Origin of the sequence: Actinomadura fibrosa, from assembly GCF_900659615.1 — a bacterium.
Taxonomy (GTDB): domain Bacteria; phylum Actinomycetota; class Actinomycetes; order Streptosporangiales; family Streptosporangiaceae; genus Spirillospora; species Spirillospora fibrosa.
In genome coordinates this window covers 20,216-40,782 of sequence record NZ_CAACUY010000032.1, presented here as the reverse complement: position 1 = coordinate 40,782, position 20,567 = coordinate 20,216, and the positions used below count along the sequence as shown (strand labels likewise).

Sequence of the window (20,567 nt, the reverse complement as noted above, 5' to 3'; positions counted from 1 at the left end):
GCCCCGCGTGATCAGCGGGACGCGCGGGCGCGCCGTCCCCCCCGGGCCGCCCCCGCCCACCGTGCGCGCCGCCGAGGAGGTCCGCGCATGTGGAAGGGCAAGGCGAGCGCGATCGGGACGGCGGCCGCGACCGTCCTGGCCCTGGCCGCGGTGCCGGCGCGGGCGTCGGCTCCGGCGGACGCGACGGTGGTGCCGATCCAGGTCACCGGTGACCCGGCGCGGCGTTTCAACCTCGTGATCATGGGTGACGGGTACACGGCGTCCGACATGCCGGAGTTCCGCGCCCATCTGGCCGAGCACCTGAACGACCTGTGGACGATCGAACCGTTCAAGTCCTACCGCAGCTACGTCAACGTGTACGCGGTCGAGATCCCGTCGGGCGAGTCGGGTGTGAGCTGCGATCCGGCGCTGTCGTCACCGCGCCGGACGACGCCGTTGAGCATGGCGTTCTGGGGCGGTTGCAAGGCGGAAGGCCCGCAGCGGCTCCTCGTCATGGACTCCGCCGCCGCCAAGACCTACGCCGACCTGGTGGCGGGGACGACCGCGGCCAACCGACAGATCCTCGCTCTGGCCAACAGCGACACCTATGGCGGTGCGGGCGGCACGTACGCGACGGCTTCGGGTGGCAATGCCCTCTCGGCCCTCATCGCGCCCCATGAACTCGGGCACTCGCTTGGTGGACTGGACGACGAGTACGACTATTACCAGCGGGGAGTCCCTGGCGGTCCCTATACGGGACCGGAGCCCGAGTCCATCCATCACACGCTTCTGACAGAGCGGGAGATGCTCGCGCAGAAGAAGAAGTGGTGGCGCTGGTTGGGCGAGCCCAGCGAGGCGGGAGGCACCATCGGACGGTACGAAGGCGGCCTCTACAGCACCACGGGTGTGTGGAGGCCGAGTCGGCATTCCATGATGAAATCGCTCGGCTACTACTACGACCAGGTCGGGCGCGAGCGTATGACGGAGCGCGTCTCCGGCAAGGTCCAGCTCGTCCAGGCCAATACGCCTACGGACCGACCGGTAGGTGACGACCGTGTCCTGTGGCTGGAGGTCATGCATCCCACCAGTCACATGTTGTCCATCACGTGGACCGTCGATGGGAGGCGTGTGTCGAAGAGGGCCAACCTGGATCTCGCCCGGCTTCGGCTCAAGCGCGGCACGCATACGGTCACTGCGACGGTGACGGATCCGACGGACTTCGTCCGCGATCCGGCGATCCGGTCGTCCGCTGCGCTCACCCAGTCGCGGACGTGGACGGTGGATACGCGCGTCGACACTCCGCCGACGAACGTGCCTGTGGATTTCGTCTCCGCCACCTCGACCGATCAGGCAGTGGGCGGAGACAGCATCGTGTACGTGGAGAGCACCCATCCGGTGAAGGCTGTACCTACTGTCCGGTGGGAACTCGACGGACGTCCGGTGCGCGGAGGTGAGCGTGACATCGATCTGGGACGTCTCCACCTGGCCGACGGCACGCATCATCTCGTCGCACGGATCGGCTCCAAGACCCGTACCTGGACGGTGGACGCGCACCGTCCGACGGTCACGTACGAGCTGTCCAAGGCCGCGCAGGAGGCAGCCCGTCCGGGACGGACGCCCGAGTACACCTTTGACGGGCCGTTCACCATGCGCCTGACCGGGGCGGACGACCGTCCGGGCGTCGTCGTCACGGAGTTCCGCGTGGACGGCGACGGCTGGTTCAACTATTTCGGCTGGCCGACGGACTCCGACGCTCCCTGGCTGTTCACCGATCAGGGGACGGTCATCGACAGCCTCACCTACGGCAAGCTCGGCAAGGGGCGGCACACCATCGAATACCGGGCGATCGACTCGGCGGGGAACGTCGGCAAGGCCCGAGCGTTCATCGCTACTCTGCGGTAGCCCCACGAGCCGGAACCTCGGTCACCTTGGGGGCTGGCACGTCCCCTTCCAGCAGGACGTCCTTGGTGGGACTCCTGCGTGCGGTGGCGAGAACGGAGCCACAGAGGATCAGCGCGAACGATGCCAGCATGGTCTTGCTCAGCGACTCGTCCAGGAAGACCACCCCGGCGAGGACGGCCACGGCCGGGTTGACGTAGGTGAAGACCATCGCCCGCGACGTGTCGACCTCCCGCAGGAGCTCGTAGAAGACGAGGAACGCCAGCGCCGTGCACACCACGCCGAGCCCGGCCAGGGCGGCGAGGACGCGTCCGCTGGGCAGGTCGTCCGGCCATGTCGCGATCGCCGGCGGCGTGTAGACGACCGCCGCGAAGCCGAGCGAGGCCGCGGCGAGGTGCAGGCTCGGGACACCGCCGAGGCGCCGGGCGGCGATCAGCGGCGCGGACGCGTAGCCGAGCACGACCAGCATGACCTCGCCGAACGCCCGCGCGCTGCCGCCGCCGAGGTTCGGCGCGGCCAGCACGCCGACGCCGCCGAGCCCGACCAGCAGGCCCGCCCAGCGGACGGGGCCGAGCCGCTCGGCGTCGCCGGTGAGCCGCGCGACCAGCACGCCGACGATCGGGACCGCGGCGATCAGCAGTCCGGTCATCGAGCTGGTCAGCCGCCGCTCGGCGTCCGACAGCAGCGCCCACGGGCCGAGGATCTCCAGCGCCGCGAACGCCGCCAGCGGGCGCCAGTGGCGGCGCACGACGTCCAGGCCGCCGGCGCGGAGGACGAACGGCAGCAGCAGGAGGGCGCCGAGGGCGGTCCGCGCGAACACCAGCACGGGCACCGAGACGCCCTCGACCGCCACCTTGATCATCAGGTAGGGGATCCCCCACACCACGCTCATCAGCGTGAACAGCACCCACCCGCGGCGACTCACGGCGTCCTCCGATCCAGGTCCTCCGCCGCTTCGCCCGGCGGGCCGACCGCGCCCGGACGCGCGCCCTGCGGGCGCGGGTACGGCGCGGCCCTCAGAGTGCGGGACGGCGCCGGACGGTGTCTTGAACGCTGTTGCGGTACGCCCCGGGCGTCACGCCGAGGACGCGCCGGAACCAGCGCGTCAGATGCGCCTGGTCCGCGAACCCGACGAGTGCCGCCGCCTCCACCGGACGGTGCCCGGCGTCCAGGAGCGTCCGCGCGCGCGCCACGCGGTGCTGCGCGAGCCACGCATACGGGGGCATGCCCACGGCGTCACGGAAAGCGCGCAACAGCTGATACCGCGAAAGGTCCAGATCGGCGGCCAATTCGGCGAGCGTCGGCGGGGCGACCAGCTCGTCGGCCAGGCGGGTCGTCACGGTGCGGGCGATCCGTGCGGAGTCGGGTCCGCGCCCCGTCGTGGACAGGCCTACCCGCCGGTCTGGTACCGCGTGCCGCCGGACGAGCGCGCCGAGCACCTCCAGCAGCCGCGCCTCGCCCTCCAGCGGATCGTCCCCGGCCCGGAGGGCGCGGTGCGCGATCCGGAGGGCATCGCTCAGCCGCGGATCACCGATGACCGGATCGCGGAAGTGCGGCCGCACCGGCGCCGCGTCCGGCCGCCGGGCGATCGCCGCGCCGAAGAACTCGGCGCTCGGATACAGGCATACGTAGGCATACCCCTCCGGACCGGCCGGCCCGCCCGTGTGCGCCTCCCCGGGCTCGATCACCACGAGGCCCCCGGCCGCCGAGAAGATCTTCTCGCCGCGGTAGCGCATGGTCTCCAGCCCGTCGACGCACACGCCGATCGCGAACTCGTCGTGGACGTGCGGCGCGTAGTGCCGCCGGCCGAACCGGGCGCTCAGCAGGTCGAGCGGCGTCCCGTGGAGCCCGTCGACCCGCGTCCAGACGGCCCGGTCGGCGCCCGTCCCGGGACGGCGGTCAGGCGGAGAAGAGGTGCCGGAGCCGCCAGCGGTCCTGGTCACGTCCGAGCTCCGCGACGGCCACGCCCTCCGCGCCCGTGACGCGCACCCGGTAGACCCGGCCCTCCGACGACGTCCCGTAGGTCTTCAGCACCTCGTCGACGGCGTAGCGCGACCCCCGCCACTCGTATGCGGTGAGCCGTCCCGCCGGGTCGTGCTCGGCCCGGATCGGCTCGTTCAGAAGGTGGCCCATGAGTCCGGGAGCGTAGCACGCGTTCGAACTGATGTTCGCAGGTGGGGGCGGGTACGGCGGGCTCTGGAAGGCCCCCGCGGCAGCACCCGATCATGCCGGACCGGGCTCATCGTACGCGCGCGAGATCGCTCCCGCCGGGCGTGGCGCGGGCCCTCGCGGACGCGTCACGCGAGCCGCCGAGCGCAGCGGACCGATCGCGACGGGCCGCACCCCGGGCGTGGCGGACGCATCCCCGAGCGTCGTTCGGAAGCCAGTGGACATGACTCCATGTCGACATTAAGTCGCAACCATGCCGAGCCTGTCCACACCACCCGGAATCGATGCCGATCTCATCCGGGCGCCTGGGCGTCCATGAGTTGTCCACAGGCTGGGGGCAGCCTTGCGCACAACGCTTCGAGCCCTGTACGCAGGGGCTCCGGTCTTCCGGTCCACAGGCGAATCCCCAGGCAGCACGGGCTTTGGCGATACCGCACAGTATCCGCTCACGGTTCTCCACAGGTCCCGAGCATCCGGGCGGCCGTCCACAGTTTCCACAGCTTGTGGATAACCATGGTGCACAACCTGGGTATGACCGAAGCCGCCGACGCCCACCATTCTTCCCCAGGTGGCCCCCAACCGTCGCGATCACTTATCCACGGCGTGGATAACGTTATGACCAGCGAAAAGGATGGGTCGAGCACTCGTCTGCACACAGTCCGTACACAGCCTGTGGGCGCCGGTCCTCCACAGGGGGCCGGTGCCGGTGGACAACGCTGCCCACTGGTAATCCCCAACCCGGTCCCCAAGCAGACCGGCCCACCTCTATCCCCAGGCTCGCCTTTCCACAGGCCGCAGCGGCCGAGCGCACCGCCGCGTCAACGGTGATCGGCAAGGGGTTGTGGCGGGGGCGTCGGGTTCAGCAGGACCGTTCGACGAGGGCGCGGGCGGCCAGGCGGGCGGCGGGGACCGCCTCCGCGATCGACTCCAGGGCGGCGGCGGACATCGCGCCGTCGAGGACCAGGGTCAGCTCCCGGGCGAGCATCGCCGGATCGACGGCACCGGCGGCGGCCGCGAGCTCGGCCACCCATTCCCGCACGGCGCGCTTGTGCTCGACGGTCGCCTCATGGACGGGCGTATCCGGCAGCGACTCGCTCGCGACGTTGATGAACACGCATCCGCGGTAGCGTCCGCCCTCACCGCCGGCCGCCCCGATCGCGTCGAAGAGCCCGACGAGCTGCTCGCGCGGATCGTCCCCCGCGGCGGCGGCCGCTTCCCGCAGCATCCGCCGCCACTTCTCGTCCGCCTGCCGAAGGAAGGTCAGGACCAGGTCGTCCTTCGACTTGAAGTTCGCGTAGAGCGTCGCCTTGGCCACGCCCGAGTCGGCGATGATGCGGTCGATGCCGACACCGCGGATGCCGTAGGCGTAGAAGAGATCCGTCGCCGTCCTGAGGATCCGGTCGCGGGCCGGCTCGCGCGTTCTCGTGGGCATCGGGCGGCTCCTCTCCGGCTCCCATCGTACAGACAGGTCCGTCTGGCAGAACCGCCCGATGCCCGTGTTTCAGGTCCCGCGCTTCGGTCTGAGGACGGCACCCTGGTGGTCGCCCTCGACCGCGTCCACGTAGGCTCGCGCGACGTCCACGGCCGGGACGCCGTCGGCACCGTCCAGGCCCATGGCCTCCAGCGTCTCGGCGACCCAGCCGGGACCGACCGCGTTGACCCGCAGCCCGCGCGGCATCTCGATCACCGCGGCCGTCACGAACGCCTCCAGGCCCGCGTTGACCAACGCACCGAAGGACGCGCCCGCCATCGGACGGTCGAAGACGCCGCTGGTCAGGGTCACCGATCCGCCGTCCCGCAGGTGGCGCAGCGCCCGCCGCAGCAGGTGGACCTGCCCGAACAGCTTGCCCTGGATCGCGGCGGTGAAGTCGCCGTCGCCGTCCAGCGGCGTGAGCGCTCCGCTCGCAGCGCAGCACACGACGGCGTCGACATCGCGGACCCGCTCGAACAGCGCGTCGATCGACGCGGGATCGTCCATGTCGACCCGTACCGGACCGTTCCGGGACGCCCGGACGACCTCGTGCTCCTTCTCCAGCAGAGCCACGACGGCCGACCCGATGGTGCCGGTCGCGCCGATAACGATGATCTTCATTGCGAGGCTCCTTCGAGGTCAGGCCGCGACCGGGACCGGCGCGTCCAGCAGCAGTTCGCGGTAGCGCCGCACCTCGCGCTCCAGCTCCTCGTCCGCCAGGGACGAGGCGCCGTGCACGATGAACGGCTCCTCATAGCGCATCCCGGTGAGATGCGCGGTCGCGTCGAAGGGCCGCAGCAGGTCCCGCACGGCGAACCGGTTGAGCCCCTCGGGCCGGTAGAGCTCCTCGCGTCCACCGACCGCCGTGGCGAGCTGGAGCCGCTTGCCCCGCAACGCCGCACCGCCCGGCCCGTAGGCCCACCCGCGCTCGAACACCTCGTCCAACCACTTCTTGAGCAGCGGCGGGACCGAGTACCAGTAGAAGGGGAACTGCAAGACCACCCGGTCATGCGCGTCCAGCAGCCGCTGCTCGCCGGGTACGTCGATGCGCAGGTCCGGGTGAGCCGCGTAGAGGTCGTGGACGGTGACGTCCGGCAGATCCCGGACCCCATCGGCGAGGGCCGCGTTGACCCGGGACGTCGCGAGGTCGGGGTGGGCGAGAACGACCAGCGTACGAGTCATGATTCGAAACTCCCGTCACAAGACAGACAGGTCTGTCTACTTCGTCCGCAACAGTAGGCAGACAGACCTGTCTAGTCAAGTCCTGTGACACGCAGGACCGGCCGGGTGGTGCCGGTCACCGCAGGATCGCGGGGTCGATCGCGGCGGCGATGGCGTGGTAGCCGGCGTCGTTGGGGTGCAGGCCGTCCATGAAGACGTAGCCGGGCCTCGGCATCGCGCGGTCGGCCGGGTCGGACATGACGCGGTCGGCGTCGATGACGGCGTCGTACTCGCGGCTGGTGCGGATCCACAGGTTGAGGGCCTGGCGGGCCTTCTCCGCCTCGGGGCTCCAGATCGGGAAGAGCGCGCCCTTCATCGGCCCGATCGTCATGCCGATCGCCTTGACGCCGCGGGCGTGGGCGGCGCGGATGAGGGCGCGGTGGCCCTCGATGAGCTGCTGGGCGGTGACCTTCGGATTCGGCCGCACGCAGGGGTCGTCGATCTGGGGCGCGCCGAGGTCGTTCGCGCCCAGGTGGACGATCACGGAGCGGATGCCGGGACGGCTGAGGACGTCGCGCTGGAAACGGGACAGTCCTCTCTCACCGCCGCAAAGGGAGTCGTTCAGCAACTTGTTCGTGCCGATTCCCGCGTTGAGCACGCCCAGTGGACGGGACGAGGTGGCGAGTCGTTCCTGAAGGTCGTCGGGAAAGCGGGCGTCGGCGTCCTTGGTGGAGCCCACGCCATCGACGAGCGAGTCGCCGAAGACGGCTACGGAGCCTGGGGACGAAGCGCGTCCTGCCACTTCGACGCCTGCCAGGTAGTACCAGGAGCCGGTGGACTCCTTGAAAGCGTCCTTGCCGACGTCGGCCAGGTGATCGCCGGGGGCGCGGTAGGAGTCGGTCAGAGCGATGCGGTGGAAGGTGGCGGGCCCCGTGGCCGCCGTGAACCGCATCGTGATCGCCAACCGCTCCAGCGGGGAGGTGGTGAGCGCGACGGGATCGCTGAGCAGCTCGCCGCCGGGCGGCACGACGGCTTCGGCCGAATGGCCGAAGGAGACCTTCGCGATGGTCTTCGGCCAGGCGAGGGCACCGCCGGCAGATCTACCGATGCTCACTCCCGCCACGCGCAGCGGCGCCTTGCCGTACGCGTTCGTCAGCCGGATCCGAACGCGGGTACCTCCCACGCCGACCCGCACCACTTGCCGAACGGACTGGTTGGCGAAACCCTGCTGCGACCAGTTGGGACCGGAGTCCTCATCGCCCGCGACCGGGGCCTGAACGCCGGCTCCCCAGGCGACCGTCCAGGAACCGGTGGGCGACTTCGCGCCGTCGAGCCGTGCGCCGACCGGACGGGGCGACGGCGACACGTGAGTCATCCCGGCGATCAGCGCGGCGGCGGCGAGCGCGCCCATGGTGATCCTCAGTGGAAGGGGCGGCATAGGGAGGTTCATGCACCGATCCCACCGCCCCGAGGACCTCCGGAGCATCACGGTGAGCTCTACTCTTCGGGTAGGGCTGTCCCTACCTGGATCAGTCGCCCTGGGCACGAAGGGACCACCGTGGACTTCAACGAGCACACCGCCACGAAGGCCGTCCAGGACAGCTTCGCCGGGACGCACGATCCGCGCCTGCGAGAGCTGCTCAGCATGCTCACCCGTCACCTCCACGATTTCGTGCGCGAGGCGAGGCCGTCCGTGCAGGAGTGGGAACAGGCGATCGGGTTCCTCACCGCGGTCGGGAAGACCTGCACCGATACCCGCCAGGAGTTCGTGCTGCTATCGGACGTCCTCGGCGTATCGATGCTCGTCGAGACGCTCAACGAGAAGGAAGGCGGGACGGAGAGCACCGTGTTGGGGCCATTCCATGTGGTGGAGTCGCCCCCGCGCGCGCTTGGCGACAGCATCGACCTCGTTGGCGAAGGACAGCCCTGCCTGGTCACCGGACGAGTACTCACGCCGGCCGGTACGCCCATCGCCGACGCCGAGGTGGACGTGTGGCAGTGCAACGAGCACGGGTTCTATGACGTCCAGCAACCCGGCATCCAGCCCGCAGGTAACGGACGTGGGCTCTTCCTCACCGATGCCGAAGGCCGGTTCGCCTTCCGGACAGTGACGCCCAGCCACTACCCGATCCCCTCCGACGGACCGGTCGGCCGTCTCCTGGAAGCCACAGGCCGCCATCCCTACCGGCCGGCGCACATCCACTTCATCGTCGGCGCAGACGGCTTCATACCGCTGACCACCCACATCTTCGTGGCGGGCAGCCCGTACCTCGACTCGGACGCGGTCTTCGCCGTCAAGCAGAGCCTCATCGTCGACTTCCCTGAATCGGACGACGCGGAGACGGCCGCGCGCTACGGCGTATCGGCGCCTTTCAGGCACGCGGAGTTCGACCTCACGCTGGCCGATGCGACCGGCTGACCGCCGTTCCCAAGCCTGTGGATAAGTTCCGTCCCGGAACGGCGACAGAAGTGGATCACGGGTTGCCCACAGGCGGGTTCGACGCCATTCTGCTGGTGCGATGCGCATCCACACTGGTCAGGACGGTGCGTCCGGCCACTGTGGAAAGCCGTCCACAACCTGTGGACAAAGATGCTCACAGGGCCGTGGACGAAGCATCCCCAGGCCCGCCTGTGGCCTCACCTAGCCGGGACCGTCTGCCTGTGATCGTCCGCGCTGGCGACCATGCCCGTCACGCTTGCGTCTGCTCGTAGAACGCTCGGACCCGCGCCGTCCGCCCCTGCTCGTCCAGCTCGACCACGTCCAGTACGCGGTTGCCGTTCTCGCGCTCCTGAGGTGAAACAGGTGCGATCGTGGGCCTTCGGTGCATTTGGCGCCGGGGAGGTGAACCGTTGCCGTTCACGACTGCCGTCAAAAGACCCCCACCGGTACACCGGTGGGGGTCTTCGAGGTGGTGGGCCTAGGTGGACTTGAACCACCGGCCTCATCCTTATCAGGGATGCGCTCTAACCGACTGAGCTATAGGCCCGCACTTGCCGCCGCCCCTGGCGGCGCAACGAGAGATTACCTCATCTGGCGCGGCAACCGGAAATCGATTGCGGGGCGGCGGCGGGACGGTGCTACTCGGCTTCCTTCAGGGTGACCTCGACGCCGCCCACGAGGTCGGCGGCGAGGTTGTAGATGACGGAGCCGACCGTGGAGAGGGCGGTGATGAGCAGGACGTTCAGCGCGCCCACGAGGACCGTGTAGCCGAAGACGCGGACGAAGGAGAACCAGTTGCCGGCGTCGACCCCGCCGGTGGTCTCGCCCTGCTGCTTGGTGAGGCTGTTGATCGTGTCGCTGATGGCGTCGAACACGCCGAGGCCGGACAGGATCACGTACAGGACGACCACCGCGACCAGCAGGATGACGAAGCAGACCAGCGACATCACGAAGCTGAACTTCATCACCGACCACGGTTCGAGCCGGGCCAGCTGGAGTTGGGCCTTGCGCGCCGGCTTGCCGTTGGCGGCGGGCTTGGACGAGGAGGCCGAGTTCATCGGGGCCGCCGCGGGAGCGGGACGGTCCTTCAGGACGGTGCCGGCGAAGCCGGAACCGGCGGGCTTGGCCGAACCCGAGGTGGAGCCCGACGAGCCCGACGGGCCCGACGCGTTCCCGGACGGCTCGCGGCGTCCGAACGGCTTGGGCGCCTTGTCGGTACGGTCGCGGGAGACGGAGCCGGACGGCTCGGCGGGCTTCGTCCAGGACGAGGAGCTCGGTGCTGCCGCCTCCGGGGTGCTCACCGGGATGCCCGTGGACGGGCTCGACGAGCTGGGAGAGGCGCTGGACGGACTGGACGCGGCCGCCGACGGGGTCGAGGTCGTGCCCGTGGACGGCTTCTTCGACGGGCTCGGCGCGCTCGGCGCGGCCGCGGCCGAGCCGCCGGCGTCGGCCGCGGCCCCGGAGGGCGCGGCCGGCGGCTCGGTGGTGTCCTTGAGCGGAGCGATCTCGGGGGTGTCGACGGCGGTGTCGTCGGTGACCTTGCCGAGATCGGTCCGCGTCGCGTCAGCGGACGAGGACGCGGGTTCGATGTCCACGGTCGTCTCGTCCCGGCCGGGCTTGGCGGACGCGGCCGCGACGGTCTTCGCGGGCTTGGCCCCCGGTTTCTGGCCGGAACGGCCCGCGCCGGACCCGCCCTTGCTCTTGCCCGGCTCGGTGCTCACGTGTCCTCCTGGCCTTGCGGCTGCGTGACGAGGTCGGATACGTCACTCACCGTCGCCCCCCTCGCCGTCGGCGTCTACGTCAGAGTCCACCATGGACTCTACGTTCCTCGCGATGGCGACCACGCTGTCGCCGTCGGCGAGGTTCATCAGCCGGACGCCCATGGTCTGCCTGCCCGACTGCTTGATCTCCGCGGCGGTCGTGCGGATGACACCCCCGTTGGACGTCATCGCGAACACCTCGTCGTCCGGGCCGACCATCAGTGCCCCTACCAACCTGCCGCGAGTTTGCACGATCTTAGCGGTCAGTACGCCCTTACCCCCACGTCCCTGCCGCGGGTACTGGCCGGCGGGCGTCCGCTTGGCGTAGCCGCCCTCGGTGGCGACGAGGACGTCCTGCTGGTCGTCCTGCACGACGAGCATGTTGAGGACCTCCTGGTCCTCCTCGAACCGCATGCCGATCACGCCGGACGTGGCGCGGCCCATCGGGCGCAGCGACTCGTCGTCGGCGCGGAAGCGGATCGCCTGCGCGCCGGTGGAGACCATCAGCAGGTCGTCGTCGGACGAGACGAGGCGCGCCGAGATCACCTCGTCATCGTCCACGAGGTTGATGGCGATGATGCCACCCGTGCGGGGTGAGTCGAAGTCGCGCAGCGCAGTCTTCTTGACGCGGCCCTTCTTGGTGGCGAGGACGAGGTAGGGCGCGACCTCGTAGTCGCGGAGGTCCATGACCTGGGCGATGTGCTCGTCCGGCTGGAAGGCCAGCAGGTTCGCGACGTGCTGGCCGCGCGAGTCGCGGCCGGCGTCGGGCAGCTCGTAGGCCTTGGCGCGGTAGACGCGGCCCTTGTTGGTGAAGAACAGGATCCAGTGGTGCGTCGTGGTGACGAAGAACTGGTCGACGATGTCGTCCTGCTTGAGCTGGGCGCCGCGGATGCCCTTGCCGCCGCGCCGCTGCGCCCGGTACAGGTCGGTCTTGGTGCGCTTGGCGTAGCCGCCGCGGGTGATGGTGACGACGACGTCCTCTTCGGCGATGAGGTCCTCGTAGGAGACGTCGCCGTCGAACGGGATGATCTCGGTGCGCCGCTCGTCGCCGTACTTCTCGACGATGGGCGCGAGCTCGTCGCCGACGATCCGGCGCTGCCGCTCGGGGGAGGCCAGGATGTCGTTGTAGTCGGCGATCTCGGCCATGAGCTTGTCGTACTCGTCCATGATCTGCTGGCGCTCGAGGGCGGCGAGCTTGCGCAGCTGCATGTCGAGGATGGCCTGGGCCTGGATCTCGTCGATCTCCAGCAGGCTCATCAGGCCCTGCTGCGCCTCCTGGGCGGACGGCGAGCGGCGGATCAGCGCGATGACCTCGTCGATGCGGTCCAGCGCCTTGAGGAGGGCGCGGAGGATGTGGGCGCGCTCCTCGGCCTTGCGGAGCAGGAACCGGGTGCGGCGGACGATGACGTCGATCTGGTGCGCGACCCAGTGCCGGACGAACTGGTCGATGCGGAGGGTGCGGGGCACGCCGTCGACCAGCGCGAGCATGTTCGCGCCGAACGTCTCCTGGAGCTGGGTGTGCTTGTAGAGGTTGTTCAGGACGACCTTGGCGACCGCGTCCCGCTTGAGGACGATGACGAGGCGCTGGCCGGTGCGTCCGGAGGTCTCGTCGCGGACGTCGGCGACCCCGTCGAGCTTGCCGTCCTTGACCAGCTCGGCGATCTTGAGGGCGAGGTTGTCGGGGTTGACCTGGTACGGGAGCTCGGTGACGACCAGGCAGGTGCGGTTCTGGATCTCCTCGACCTCGACGACGGCCCGCATGGTGATGGAGCCGCGGCCGGTGCGGTAGGCGTCCTCGATGCCCTTGCGGCCGACGATGAGGCCGGCGGTCGGGAAGTCGGGGCCCTTGATCCGCTCGATGAGGGCTTCGAGGAGCTCCTCGTCGGTGGCGCCGTAGTTGGCGAGGTACCACTGGACGCCTTCGGCGACCTCGCGCAGGTTGTGGGGCGGGATGTTGGTGGCCATGCCGACGGCGATGCCGGCGGAGCCGTTCACCAGCAGGTTGGGGTAGCGCGACGGGAGGACGTCGGGCTCCTGCGAGCGGCCGTCGTAGTTCGGGGAGAAGTCGACGGTCTCCTTGTCGATGTCGCGCAGCAGCTCCATCGCCAGGGGCGCCAGGCGGCACTCGGTGTACCGCATGGCGGCGGCGGGGTCGTTGCCCCGCGAGCCGAAGTTGCCGTTCCCGTCTACCAGCGGGTAGCGCATCGACCACGGCTGTGCGAGCCGGACGAGGGCGTCGTAGATGGCGGAGTCGCCGTGGGGGTGGTAGTTCCCCATGACGTCGCCGACGACGCGCGCGCACTTGAAGTAGCCGCGGTCGGGCCGGTAGCCGCCGTCGTACATCGCGTAGAGGACGCGGCGGTGCACCGGCTTGAGTCCGTCACGGACCTCGGGCAGGGCGCGCGCGACGATGACCGACATCGCGTAGTCGAGATAGCTCTTCTGCATCTCGACCTGGATGTCGACCGGTTCGATCCGCTCGCCCGGGCCTCCGCCCTCTGTGGTCACGTCCGTCACTCTTCAGACCTTTTCTGCTCGGTGGGGAAGGAAGTACGGCTCCGCTGGAGCCGGGCCGGCGGGACCGGCCGCAGCCGGCCCGGGCCCGCCCGTACCTCAGATGTCGAGGAAGCGCACGTCCTTGGCGTTGCGCTGGATGAACTCCCGGCGGGGTTCGACCTCCTCGCCCATGAGCACGCTGAACAGCTCGTCGGCCTGGGCGGCGTCGTCGAGCTGGACCTGGAGGAGGACGCGGTTGTCGGGGTCCATGGTGGTGTCCCAGAGCTCGTTGGCGTTCATCTCGCCGAGGCCCTTGAAGCGCTGCACCTGGTCGCGGGGGCGCGGGTCCTTCTTGCCGGCGGCGATCCCGGCCTCGATGACCGCGTCGCGCTCGGCGTCGGAGTAGGCGTAGTCGGACTGCGTGCCGCGGGCGTCCCACTTGATCTTGTAGAGCGGGGGCTGGGACAGGTAGACGTGCCCGGCCTCGATGAGCGGCTTCATGAACCGGAACAGCAGGGTCAGCAGCAGCGTGTTGATGTGGTGGCCGTCGACGTCCGCGTCCGACATCAGGATGATCTTGTGGTAGCGGAGCTTGGCGATGTCGAACTCGTCGTGCACGCCGGTGCCGAGGGCGGTGATGATCGCCTGCACCTCGTTGTTCTTCAGGATCTTGTCGATCCGGGCCTTCTCCACGTTGAGGATCTTGCCGCGGATCGGGAGGATCGCCTGGAAGTGCGGGTTGCGGCCGCCCTTGGCCGAGCCGCCCGCCGAGTCGCCCTCGACGATGTAGAGCTCGGACTTCGACGGGTCGGTGGACTGGCAGTCCGACAGCTTGCCGGGCAGCGACGTCGACTCCAGCAGGCTCTTGCGGCGGGTCAGGTCGCGCGCCTGCCGCGCCGCCACCCGCGCCCGCGCCGCCTGCGACGCCTTGTTGATGATCTCCTTGGCCTCGCCGGGGTTCTCCTCGAACCAGTCGCGCAGGTGCTCGTTGCACGCCTTCTGCACGAACGACTTGGCCTCGGTGTTGCCGAGCTTGGTCTTGGTCTGGCCCTCGAACTGCGGGTCGGCCAGCTTGATCGAGATGATCGCGGTGAGGCCCTCGCGGACGTCCTCGCCGGTGAGGTTGTCGTCCTTCTCGCGCAGCAGCCCCTTGTCGCGGGCGTACCGGTTGACGATCGTGGTCAGCGCCGCGCGGAACCCCTCCTCGTGGGTGCCGCCCTCCGCCGTGTTGATCGTGTTGGCGAAGGTGTGGACGGACTCGGCGTACGACGAGTTCCACTGCATGGCGATCTCGACCGACATGCCCTCGGTGTCGTCGCCGAAGTAGATCACCGACTCGTGGGCGGCGTCCTTGCGCGCGTTGATGTAGCGGACGAAGTCCTCGATGCCGCCCTCGTAGTGGTACTTGACCACGTGCGGCGCGCCGTCGCCCTCGCCGTTGCTGTGCTCGGGACGCTCGTCCTGGAGCGTGATGGACAGCCCACGGTTCAGGAACGCCATCTCCTGCATGCGGCGGGAGAGGGTCTCGAAGTTCCACTCGGTGGTCTCGAAGATGTCCGGGTCGGGCCAGAAGGTGATGCGGGTGCCGGTCTCGCCGGTCTCCTCACCCTTCCGCAGCTCCGTCTGGGGGCCCTGCCAGGTGTACGACTGGCGCCACACGTGGCCGTCGACCCGCACCTCGGCCTCCAGCCGGGTGGACAGCGCGTTCACCACCGCGGAGCCGACGCCGTGGAGGCCGCCCGACACGGCGTAGGACTTGCCGTCGAACTTGCCGCCCGCGTGCAGCGTCGTCAGGACCAGCTCGATGGCCGGCCGCTTCTCCACCGGGTGCTCGCCCACCGGGATGCCGCGGCCGTTGTCGAGCACGCTGACGCCGCCGTCGGCCAGCAGCGTGACGACGATCTCGTCGGCGTAGCCGGCCAGGGCCTCGTCGACCGAGTTGTCCACGATCTCGTAGACCAGGTGGTGGAGGCCGCGCTCACCGGTCGATCCGATGTACATGCCGGGGCGCTTGCGAACCGCCTCAAGCCCTTCAAGGACAGTGATCGAACTAGCGTCGTACGCCAAAGGAGATCCTCCTGCCGGGGACGTCGGCCGCCCCGCGCCCGAGGGAGCGCGGTGTGCCCCGTAACACACATAAGGGCGCCCATGTGCTCTGTACGTGTTCGGTAGAGCCCTGGGCGACCCATGGCGGCGCAGCATCCTGAACCCAGATTCATTCTACCGGCTCACGCGGCGAAAAGTGGCACTCACGAGCGCTGTGTAGACGTGTGGCGGCCGCACGGCCCTGGAGATGCATCCCCCCATAGACCCCGGGGGGTTCTCAGGCCTACGGCGCGCTCGCCGCTGAACTCGTCACCTCGCTTCCCGAACAGATGTTCCCACCCGCCACCGACATTCGGTCACGCGGAGCGACGGCGGCGCGAGAGCACCGTGACAAAACGCCCATCTTTGTTACTTGTGCGTAGAAAACGCGACCGCTCGTCCCCGGCGGCGGTCAGCGGGCGCGCCAGGCGCCCGTCCGGCGCGGCCCGGAGGAGGGCCCGACCACCTTCACCCGGCGGACCGTCCCATGGCCGAGTTCCTCGTTCAGCCGCCGGACGAGCGTGGACGACAGCAGGCGGAGCTGCGTCGCCCAGGTCGTCGAGTCGGCCGCCACGGTGAGCTCGCCGTCCTCGAAGCGCTCGGGACGGGTGTGCTCGGCCAGCTCGGGGCCGACGATGCCGGGCCAGTTGCCGAAGACGCCGCCGACGGCCGCCCGCTGCTCCCACCCACGGGACGCCAGTAGATCGCGGATCGCGGCGCCGAACGCCTTCGGGTCACCGCCGCGCCCGGGCTCGCGGACGCGCACCAGCTTGGGCCCGCCCTTCCGCTTGCCCTGCCCGGGCAGCGTGCCGCGCTTGAGGGCGTCCGCCTTCGCCTGGGCCAGGGCCTCGCGCGCCAACTCGATCCCCGACTTCGCCGGGACCGCCGGGGCCGCGGAGGTCTCTTCCCCGGAGGCCGGAGTAGCGGCACCGGACGGAGAGTCCACTGCGTCGGGGGAGTTATGCACATCCTGTGGATCGTCGACCATGAGCCTTCTCCTCCCCAGCCCGCGGATCACGCACCGCCGAGAACATGGAACCGCGCCCGCGACCGCTCGGGGGCGCCCCGGGAGCACGCCCCGGGATCAGTCGCGTACGACCTGACCGTCCGAGACGGTATACGAACCCCCTGTCAGTTCGGACGGGACGTCGGCGGGCACCGCCGCCGTGATGAGGACCTGCTCGGCCGGGGCCACCATCTCCGCCAAGCGCGCGCGGCGGCCAACGTCCAGCTCAGCGAACACGTCGTCCAGGATGAGCACGGGGTCGTCGCCGTCCGCGCGGAGCAGATCGAACGCGGCGAGCCGGAGTCCGAGCGCGAACGACCACGACTCGCCATGGCTCGCATAGCCGCGCGCGGGCAACTCCCCCAGCCGCAGGACGAGGTCGTCCCGATGTGGACCGACGAGACTGACGCCCCGCTCCAGCTCCTGTTTACGGGACTCGGCCACCGCCGCCAGCAGTTGCTCCGCGAGTTGTGCACGGTCTGTGGACAACTCAACGTCGCCCAAGGAGCTCTTGTAGACCAGATCCACAGCGCCACTGGCCGGGGCAAGGGCCGCGTACGCGCGCGCCACCAGAGGATGGAGCGCCGCCACGAGGTCGAGCCGCGCGGCGAGCAACTCCGATCCCGTGCGGGCGAGATGTGAGTCCCACACGTCCAGCGTGGCGAGAACCTCCGGGCCAGGGGAGCGCCGGTGAGCGGCCGCCGACTTCAGCAGGGCGTTGCGCTGCTTCAGGACGCGGTCGTAGTCGGAGCGCACCGCGGCGAACCGCGGCGCCCGGGTGGTCAGCAGCTCGTCCATGAACCGCCGGCGCTCCCCCGGATCGCCCTTCACGAGGGCGAGGTCCTCAGGGGCGAACAGGACGGTCCGCAGCATCCCCAGGATCTCGCGCGGCCTGGGGACGGGGGAGCGGTTCAACCTCGCCCTGTTCGCCTTCCCCGGGTTGATCTCCAGCTCGATCAGGGCCTTGCGGTCGTCCTTGACCACGCCCGCGCGGACGATCGCCCGGGGGGCGCCATGGCGGACGAGCGGCGCGTCGGTGGCCGCCCGGTGGCTGCCGTGCGTGGCGACGTACCCGATGGCCTCGACCAGGTTCGTCTTGCCCTGCCCGTTGGGGCCCACGAACGCGGTGACCCCTGGCTCTAGCCCGACCTCGGCGGCCGGATACGAGCGGAAGTCCTGGAGCGAGAGGTGGGCGACGTGCACGGGACACGAGCGTAGAGCCTTCCGCCCGTCCCGTACGTCACACACCCCCCGCCCAACCTGTGGACAACTCCGCTGAACCGAGGGTTCAGACCGGGGGACTGGAACCGAGGACTCAGACGGAGGGCGGGGAGACGTCCGCGCCGGGGGAGTCCGCGCCCTTGGCGGACTCGACCGCGTGCCCACCGAACTGGTTGCGGAGGGCCGCCACCACCTTCATCGCGGGCGAGTCGTCCTGGCGGGAGGCGAACCGGGCGAACAGGGACGCGGTGATGGCCGGCAGCGGGACGGCGTGGTCGACGGCGGCCTGGACCGTCCACCGGCCCTCACCGGAGTCGTTCGCGTATCCACGGATCGCGTCGAGCTGTGGATCGTCGGCGAGCGCGCGGTTCATCAGGTCCAGCAGCCAGGACCGGATGACCGTGCCCTCCTGCCAGCTGTGGAGGGTCTCCGGCACGTTGGTCACGATGTCGCTGGCCTCCATCAGCTCGTAACCCTCGCCGAAGGCCTGCATCATCGCGTACTCGATGCCGTTGTGGACCATCTTCACGAAGTGCCCGGCGCCGATCTTGCCGGAGTGGACGAAGCCGAACTCCCCCTCGGGCTTGAGGGTCTCGAAGATCGGCATCAGCCGCTTCACGTTGTCCTCGTCACCCCCGACCATCAGCGCATAGCCGTTCTGCAGGCCCCAGACACCGCCGCTGACCCCGCAGTCGACGAAGCCGATGCCCTTGGCGGCGAGCTCCTCGCCGTGCCGCTGGTCGTCCACGTAGTGCGAGTTGCCGCCGTCGATGACGACGTCCCCGGCTTCGAGCACCTCCCCCAGCCTGGTGACGGTGTCGTTGGTCGGCTTCCCCGCCGGCACCATCACCCAGACGGCACGGGGCGGGGACAGCCGCTCGACCAGCTCCTCGACCGAGCCGACGTCGCTGGCGTCCTTGCTGTGGTCGTAGCCGACGACCGTGTGACCGCCGCGGCGCAGCCGCTCGGCCATGTTGCCGCCCATCCTGCCCAGGCCGATGATCCCAAGCTCCATTGTCCTGCTCACTCCCCTGTGCGTACGCGTGCCCGTGCGGGCCCGCGGGGGCGTCTCCCCCGCGGAAGGTGTCCCCCTGGTATGCCCCAGGACACCGCCTTATCCAGACAGTCGCACAGGCATGATCAGATACCGGTAGTTGGGGTTCTCCCCGTCCTGCGGCGGCTTGCCGGTGAGCACCGCCGGCTTGGTCGGCGTCGTGAACGACAGCCTGGCGACGTCCGAGCCGATCGCGGAGAGCCCGTCGAGCAGGAACCCGGGGTTGAAGGCGATGTCGATGTCGTCGCCCTCCAGCGTCGCCTCCAGCGCCTCCACGGCCTGCGCCTCGTCCCCGGTCCCGGCCTCCAGGACGACCTCGCCCTGGCTGAACGAGAGCCGCACGGGGGTGTTCCGCTCGGCGACCAGCGAGACGCGCTTCACGGCCTCGATGAACTGCGAGGTCTGCACCTCGGCGAGCCCCGCGTACTCGCTCGGGAGCAGCGACCGGTACTTGACGAAGTCGCCGTCCAGCAGCCGCGAGGTCGTGCGGCGGCCGCCGCCCTCGAAACCGATCATGCCCTCGCCGGTGCCGCCCGTCCCGCCGAGCGCGATCGACACCTCCGCGCCCGCCGTCAGCGACTTGGCGGTGTCGGCGAGGGTCCGCGCCGGGACGAGCGCGACCGCGGAGAAGTCCGGGCGCTCCGGCTTCCAGTGCAGCTCCCGGACGGCCAGCCGGTACCGGTCGGTGGACGCGAGCGTGACGGTCTCGCCCTCGATCTCCACACGCACACCGGTGAGCATCGGGATGGTGTCGTCCTTGCCCGCCGCGATCGCGACCTGCGCGACGGCGGCCGCGAACTCGTCGCTGCCCACGGCGCCGGCGGCGGGCGGCATCTCCGGCAGCGTCGGGTAGTCCTCCACAGGCATGGTGAGGAGTGTGAACTTCGCGCTGCCGCAGCGGAGCATCACCTTCGCCCCGTCCGTCGTCACCTCCACAGGGTGGGGAGGAAGGCTGCGCGAGATCTCGGCGAGGAGTCGGCCGGACACGAGCGCCGTGCCGGGCTCCTCGGTGTCGATGTCGGTGGACACCTGCGCGGAGACCTCGTAGTCGAACGCCGACAGCTTCAGCCGGTCGCTCGCCTCGATGTGCATGCCCGCGAGGACCGGCACCGGGGGCCGGACCGGGAGCGTGCGCGCGGTCCATGCCACGGCGTCGGCCAGGGCGTCTCTGTCGATGCGGAACTTCAAGGGGACCCGCCTCCTGCAGGTTTCGGACAAGGGTGACTTGGCAAGATCTTCAGTGGCGCGCCCGGGGCAGGTTTCCCCAGGCCCTGACTTGAGTTGGATCTTTTCTTGGATAGAGAAGTAGTGCAGTACTAGTCATAGGGGCTGTGGATAGTGTGGACAACCCGAGTTTTCCCAGGTGAGGCCGTGGATCTCTGTCCACCGGTCCTGTGCATGACCCGTGGACGGCGCGGCGCCGCCTGAGGACGGCGAATCTATCCCCACACGTCGTCCTCAAGTCATCCCCCGGTTATCCACGAGTTCTCCGCAGGTTCTCCCGGCTGTTCGTGCGCCCTTACATCGATCATGAAGGGGCGCCGGCGTCGTCCCCAGCCCGTCCCCAGGTCTTCCCCAGGCTGTCCACGAGTTCGTCCCCATGATGCCGGGTGGGCGTCCCCAGCCGGTCCACAATCCATCCACGAGTCGTCCTCAGGTTGTCCGCAGGTTTTCCCCGGGGTTATCCACTGATCCCCAGAGTTATCCCCAGGCTGTGAATTCCGTCTGCCCAGGCCTGTCGGGTTTTCCGCCATTTTCTCCTGCCGCGGCGGGGGCCGAAGCGCGACCTGGCGGCCGTCCACAGATTCCTCCCGATCGAGGGTGAT

General features: G+C 69.8%; 17 protein-coding genes and 1 tRNA gene. 2 read left to right on the top strand and 16 right to left on the bottom strand.

Annotated elements, in window-relative coordinates:
- The first annotated feature begins 87 nt into the window (after positions 1 to 87).
- Positions 88 to 1,881: a M64 family metallopeptidase gene (locus tag E1300_RS14340; protein WP_131757483.1), complete on the top strand. Its 1,794-nt coding sequence runs from the start codon at positions 88 to 90 to the stop codon at positions 1,879 to 1,881.
- On the opposite strand, the gene E1300_RS14335 is transcribed toward E1300_RS14340, so the two are convergent.
- The 7 genes from E1300_RS14335 to E1300_RS14305 form a co-directional block, all read right to left on the bottom strand.
- On the bottom strand, positions 1,868 to 2,803 hold the full coding sequence (locus E1300_RS14335) for a DMT family transporter (RefSeq protein ID WP_131757482.1): 936 nt from the start codon (positions 2,801 to 2,803) through the stop codon (positions 1,868 to 1,870). The genes E1300_RS14340 and E1300_RS14335 overlap by 14 nt on opposite strands.
- Before the next feature lie 91 nt (positions 2,804 to 2,894).
- Positions 2,895 to 3,821: a helix-turn-helix transcriptional regulator gene (locus tag E1300_RS14330; RefSeq protein ID WP_131757481.1), complete on the bottom strand. Its 927-nt coding sequence runs from the start codon at positions 3,819 to 3,821 to the stop codon at positions 2,895 to 2,897.
- Positions 3,778 to 4,011: a hypothetical protein gene (locus E1300_RS14325; protein ID WP_131757480.1), complete on the bottom strand. Its 234-nt coding sequence runs from the start codon at positions 4,009 to 4,011 to the stop codon at positions 3,778 to 3,780. The genes E1300_RS14330 and E1300_RS14325 overlap by 44 nt, the downstream gene beginning before the upstream one ends.
- Positions 4,012 to 4,906: 895 nt before the next feature.
- Positions 4,907 to 5,479: a TetR/AcrR family transcriptional regulator gene (locus tag E1300_RS14320; RefSeq protein WP_131757479.1), complete on the bottom strand. Its 573-nt coding sequence runs from the start codon at positions 5,477 to 5,479 to the stop codon at positions 4,907 to 4,909.
- A gap of 69 nt (positions 5,480 to 5,548) precedes the next feature.
- Positions 5,549 to 6,139 (bottom strand): short chain dehydrogenase, encoded by a 591-nt coding sequence (locus E1300_RS14315; RefSeq protein WP_131757478.1) that lies wholly within the window; start codon positions 6,137 to 6,139, stop codon positions 5,549 to 5,551.
- 18 nt (positions 6,140 to 6,157) lie between these two features.
- On the bottom strand, positions 6,158 to 6,700 hold the full coding sequence (locus tag E1300_RS14310; protein ID WP_131757477.1) for an NAD(P)H-dependent oxidoreductase: 543 nt from the start codon (positions 6,698 to 6,700) through the stop codon (positions 6,158 to 6,160).
- 115 nt (positions 6,701 to 6,815) lie between these two features.
- Complete coding sequence (locus E1300_RS14305; protein ID WP_207399719.1) at positions 6,816 to 8,117, bottom strand: SGNH/GDSL hydrolase family protein; 1,302 nt, start codon at positions 8,115 to 8,117, stop codon at positions 6,816 to 6,818.
- Positions 8,118 to 8,237: 120 nt separating this feature from the next.
- On the opposite strand from E1300_RS14305, the gene E1300_RS14300 reads away from it, so the two are divergent.
- Positions 8,238 to 9,098, top strand: a complete 861-nt coding sequence (locus tag E1300_RS14300; RefSeq protein ID WP_131757475.1) for a dioxygenase family protein — start codon at positions 8,238 to 8,240, stop codon at positions 9,096 to 9,098.
- Positions 9,099 to 9,369: 271 nt separating this feature from the next.
- Here the strand turns inward: E1300_RS14300 and E1300_RS50050 are convergent, their stop codons facing one another.
- The 9 genes from E1300_RS50050 to dnaN form a co-directional block, all read right to left on the bottom strand.
- Entirely contained in the window at positions 9,370 to 9,507 is a 138-nt protein-coding gene (locus E1300_RS50050; RefSeq protein ID WP_165502834.1) for a hypothetical protein, read from the bottom strand.
- An 82-nt stretch (positions 9,508 to 9,589) separates the two neighbouring features.
- Positions 9,590 to 9,666 (bottom strand) — tRNA-Ile (locus E1300_RS14295).
- 91 nt (positions 9,667 to 9,757) lie between these two features.
- Entirely contained in the window at positions 9,758 to 10,840 is a 1,083-nt protein-coding gene (locus E1300_RS52440; RefSeq protein ID WP_242619146.1) for a DUF3566 domain-containing protein, read from the bottom strand.
- Positions 10,841 to 10,882: 42 nt separating this feature from the next.
- Positions 10,883 to 13,396, bottom strand: a complete 2,514-nt coding sequence (gyrA, locus tag E1300_RS14285) for a DNA gyrase subunit A (protein ID WP_131757474.1) — start codon at positions 13,394 to 13,396, stop codon at positions 10,883 to 10,885.
- 96 nt (positions 13,397 to 13,492) lie between these two features.
- Positions 13,493 to 15,442 (bottom strand): DNA topoisomerase (ATP-hydrolyzing) subunit B, encoded by a 1,950-nt coding sequence (gene gyrB / locus E1300_RS14280; protein WP_131757473.1) that lies wholly within the window; start codon positions 15,440 to 15,442, stop codon positions 13,493 to 13,495.
- Between the two features lie 430 nt (positions 15,443 to 15,872).
- A complete protein-coding gene (locus E1300_RS14275; RefSeq protein ID WP_306440654.1) occupies positions 15,873 to 16,319 on the bottom strand; it encodes a DciA family protein in 447 nt (148 codons plus the stop codon).
- Positions 16,320 to 16,544: 225 nt separating this feature from the next.
- Positions 16,545 to 17,669 carry a DNA replication/repair protein RecF gene (gene recF / locus E1300_RS14270; protein ID WP_131757471.1) on the bottom strand — a complete coding sequence of 375 codons (1,125 nt, stop codon included), beginning with the start codon at positions 17,667 to 17,669 and terminating at the stop codon, positions 16,545 to 16,547.
- Between the two features lie 112 nt (positions 17,670 to 17,781).
- Positions 17,782 to 18,702 (bottom strand): phosphogluconate dehydrogenase (NAD(+)-dependent, decarboxylating), encoded by a 921-nt coding sequence (gene gnd / locus E1300_RS14265; RefSeq protein ID WP_131757470.1) that lies wholly within the window; start codon positions 18,700 to 18,702, stop codon positions 17,782 to 17,784.
- A 99-nt stretch (positions 18,703 to 18,801) separates the two neighbouring features.
- Positions 18,802 to 19,929, bottom strand: coding sequence for a DNA polymerase III subunit beta (gene dnaN / locus E1300_RS14260; protein ID WP_131757469.1), 1,128 nt, complete (start codon positions 19,927 to 19,929; stop codon positions 18,802 to 18,804).
- Positions 19,930 to 20,567: the final 638 nt, after the last annotated feature.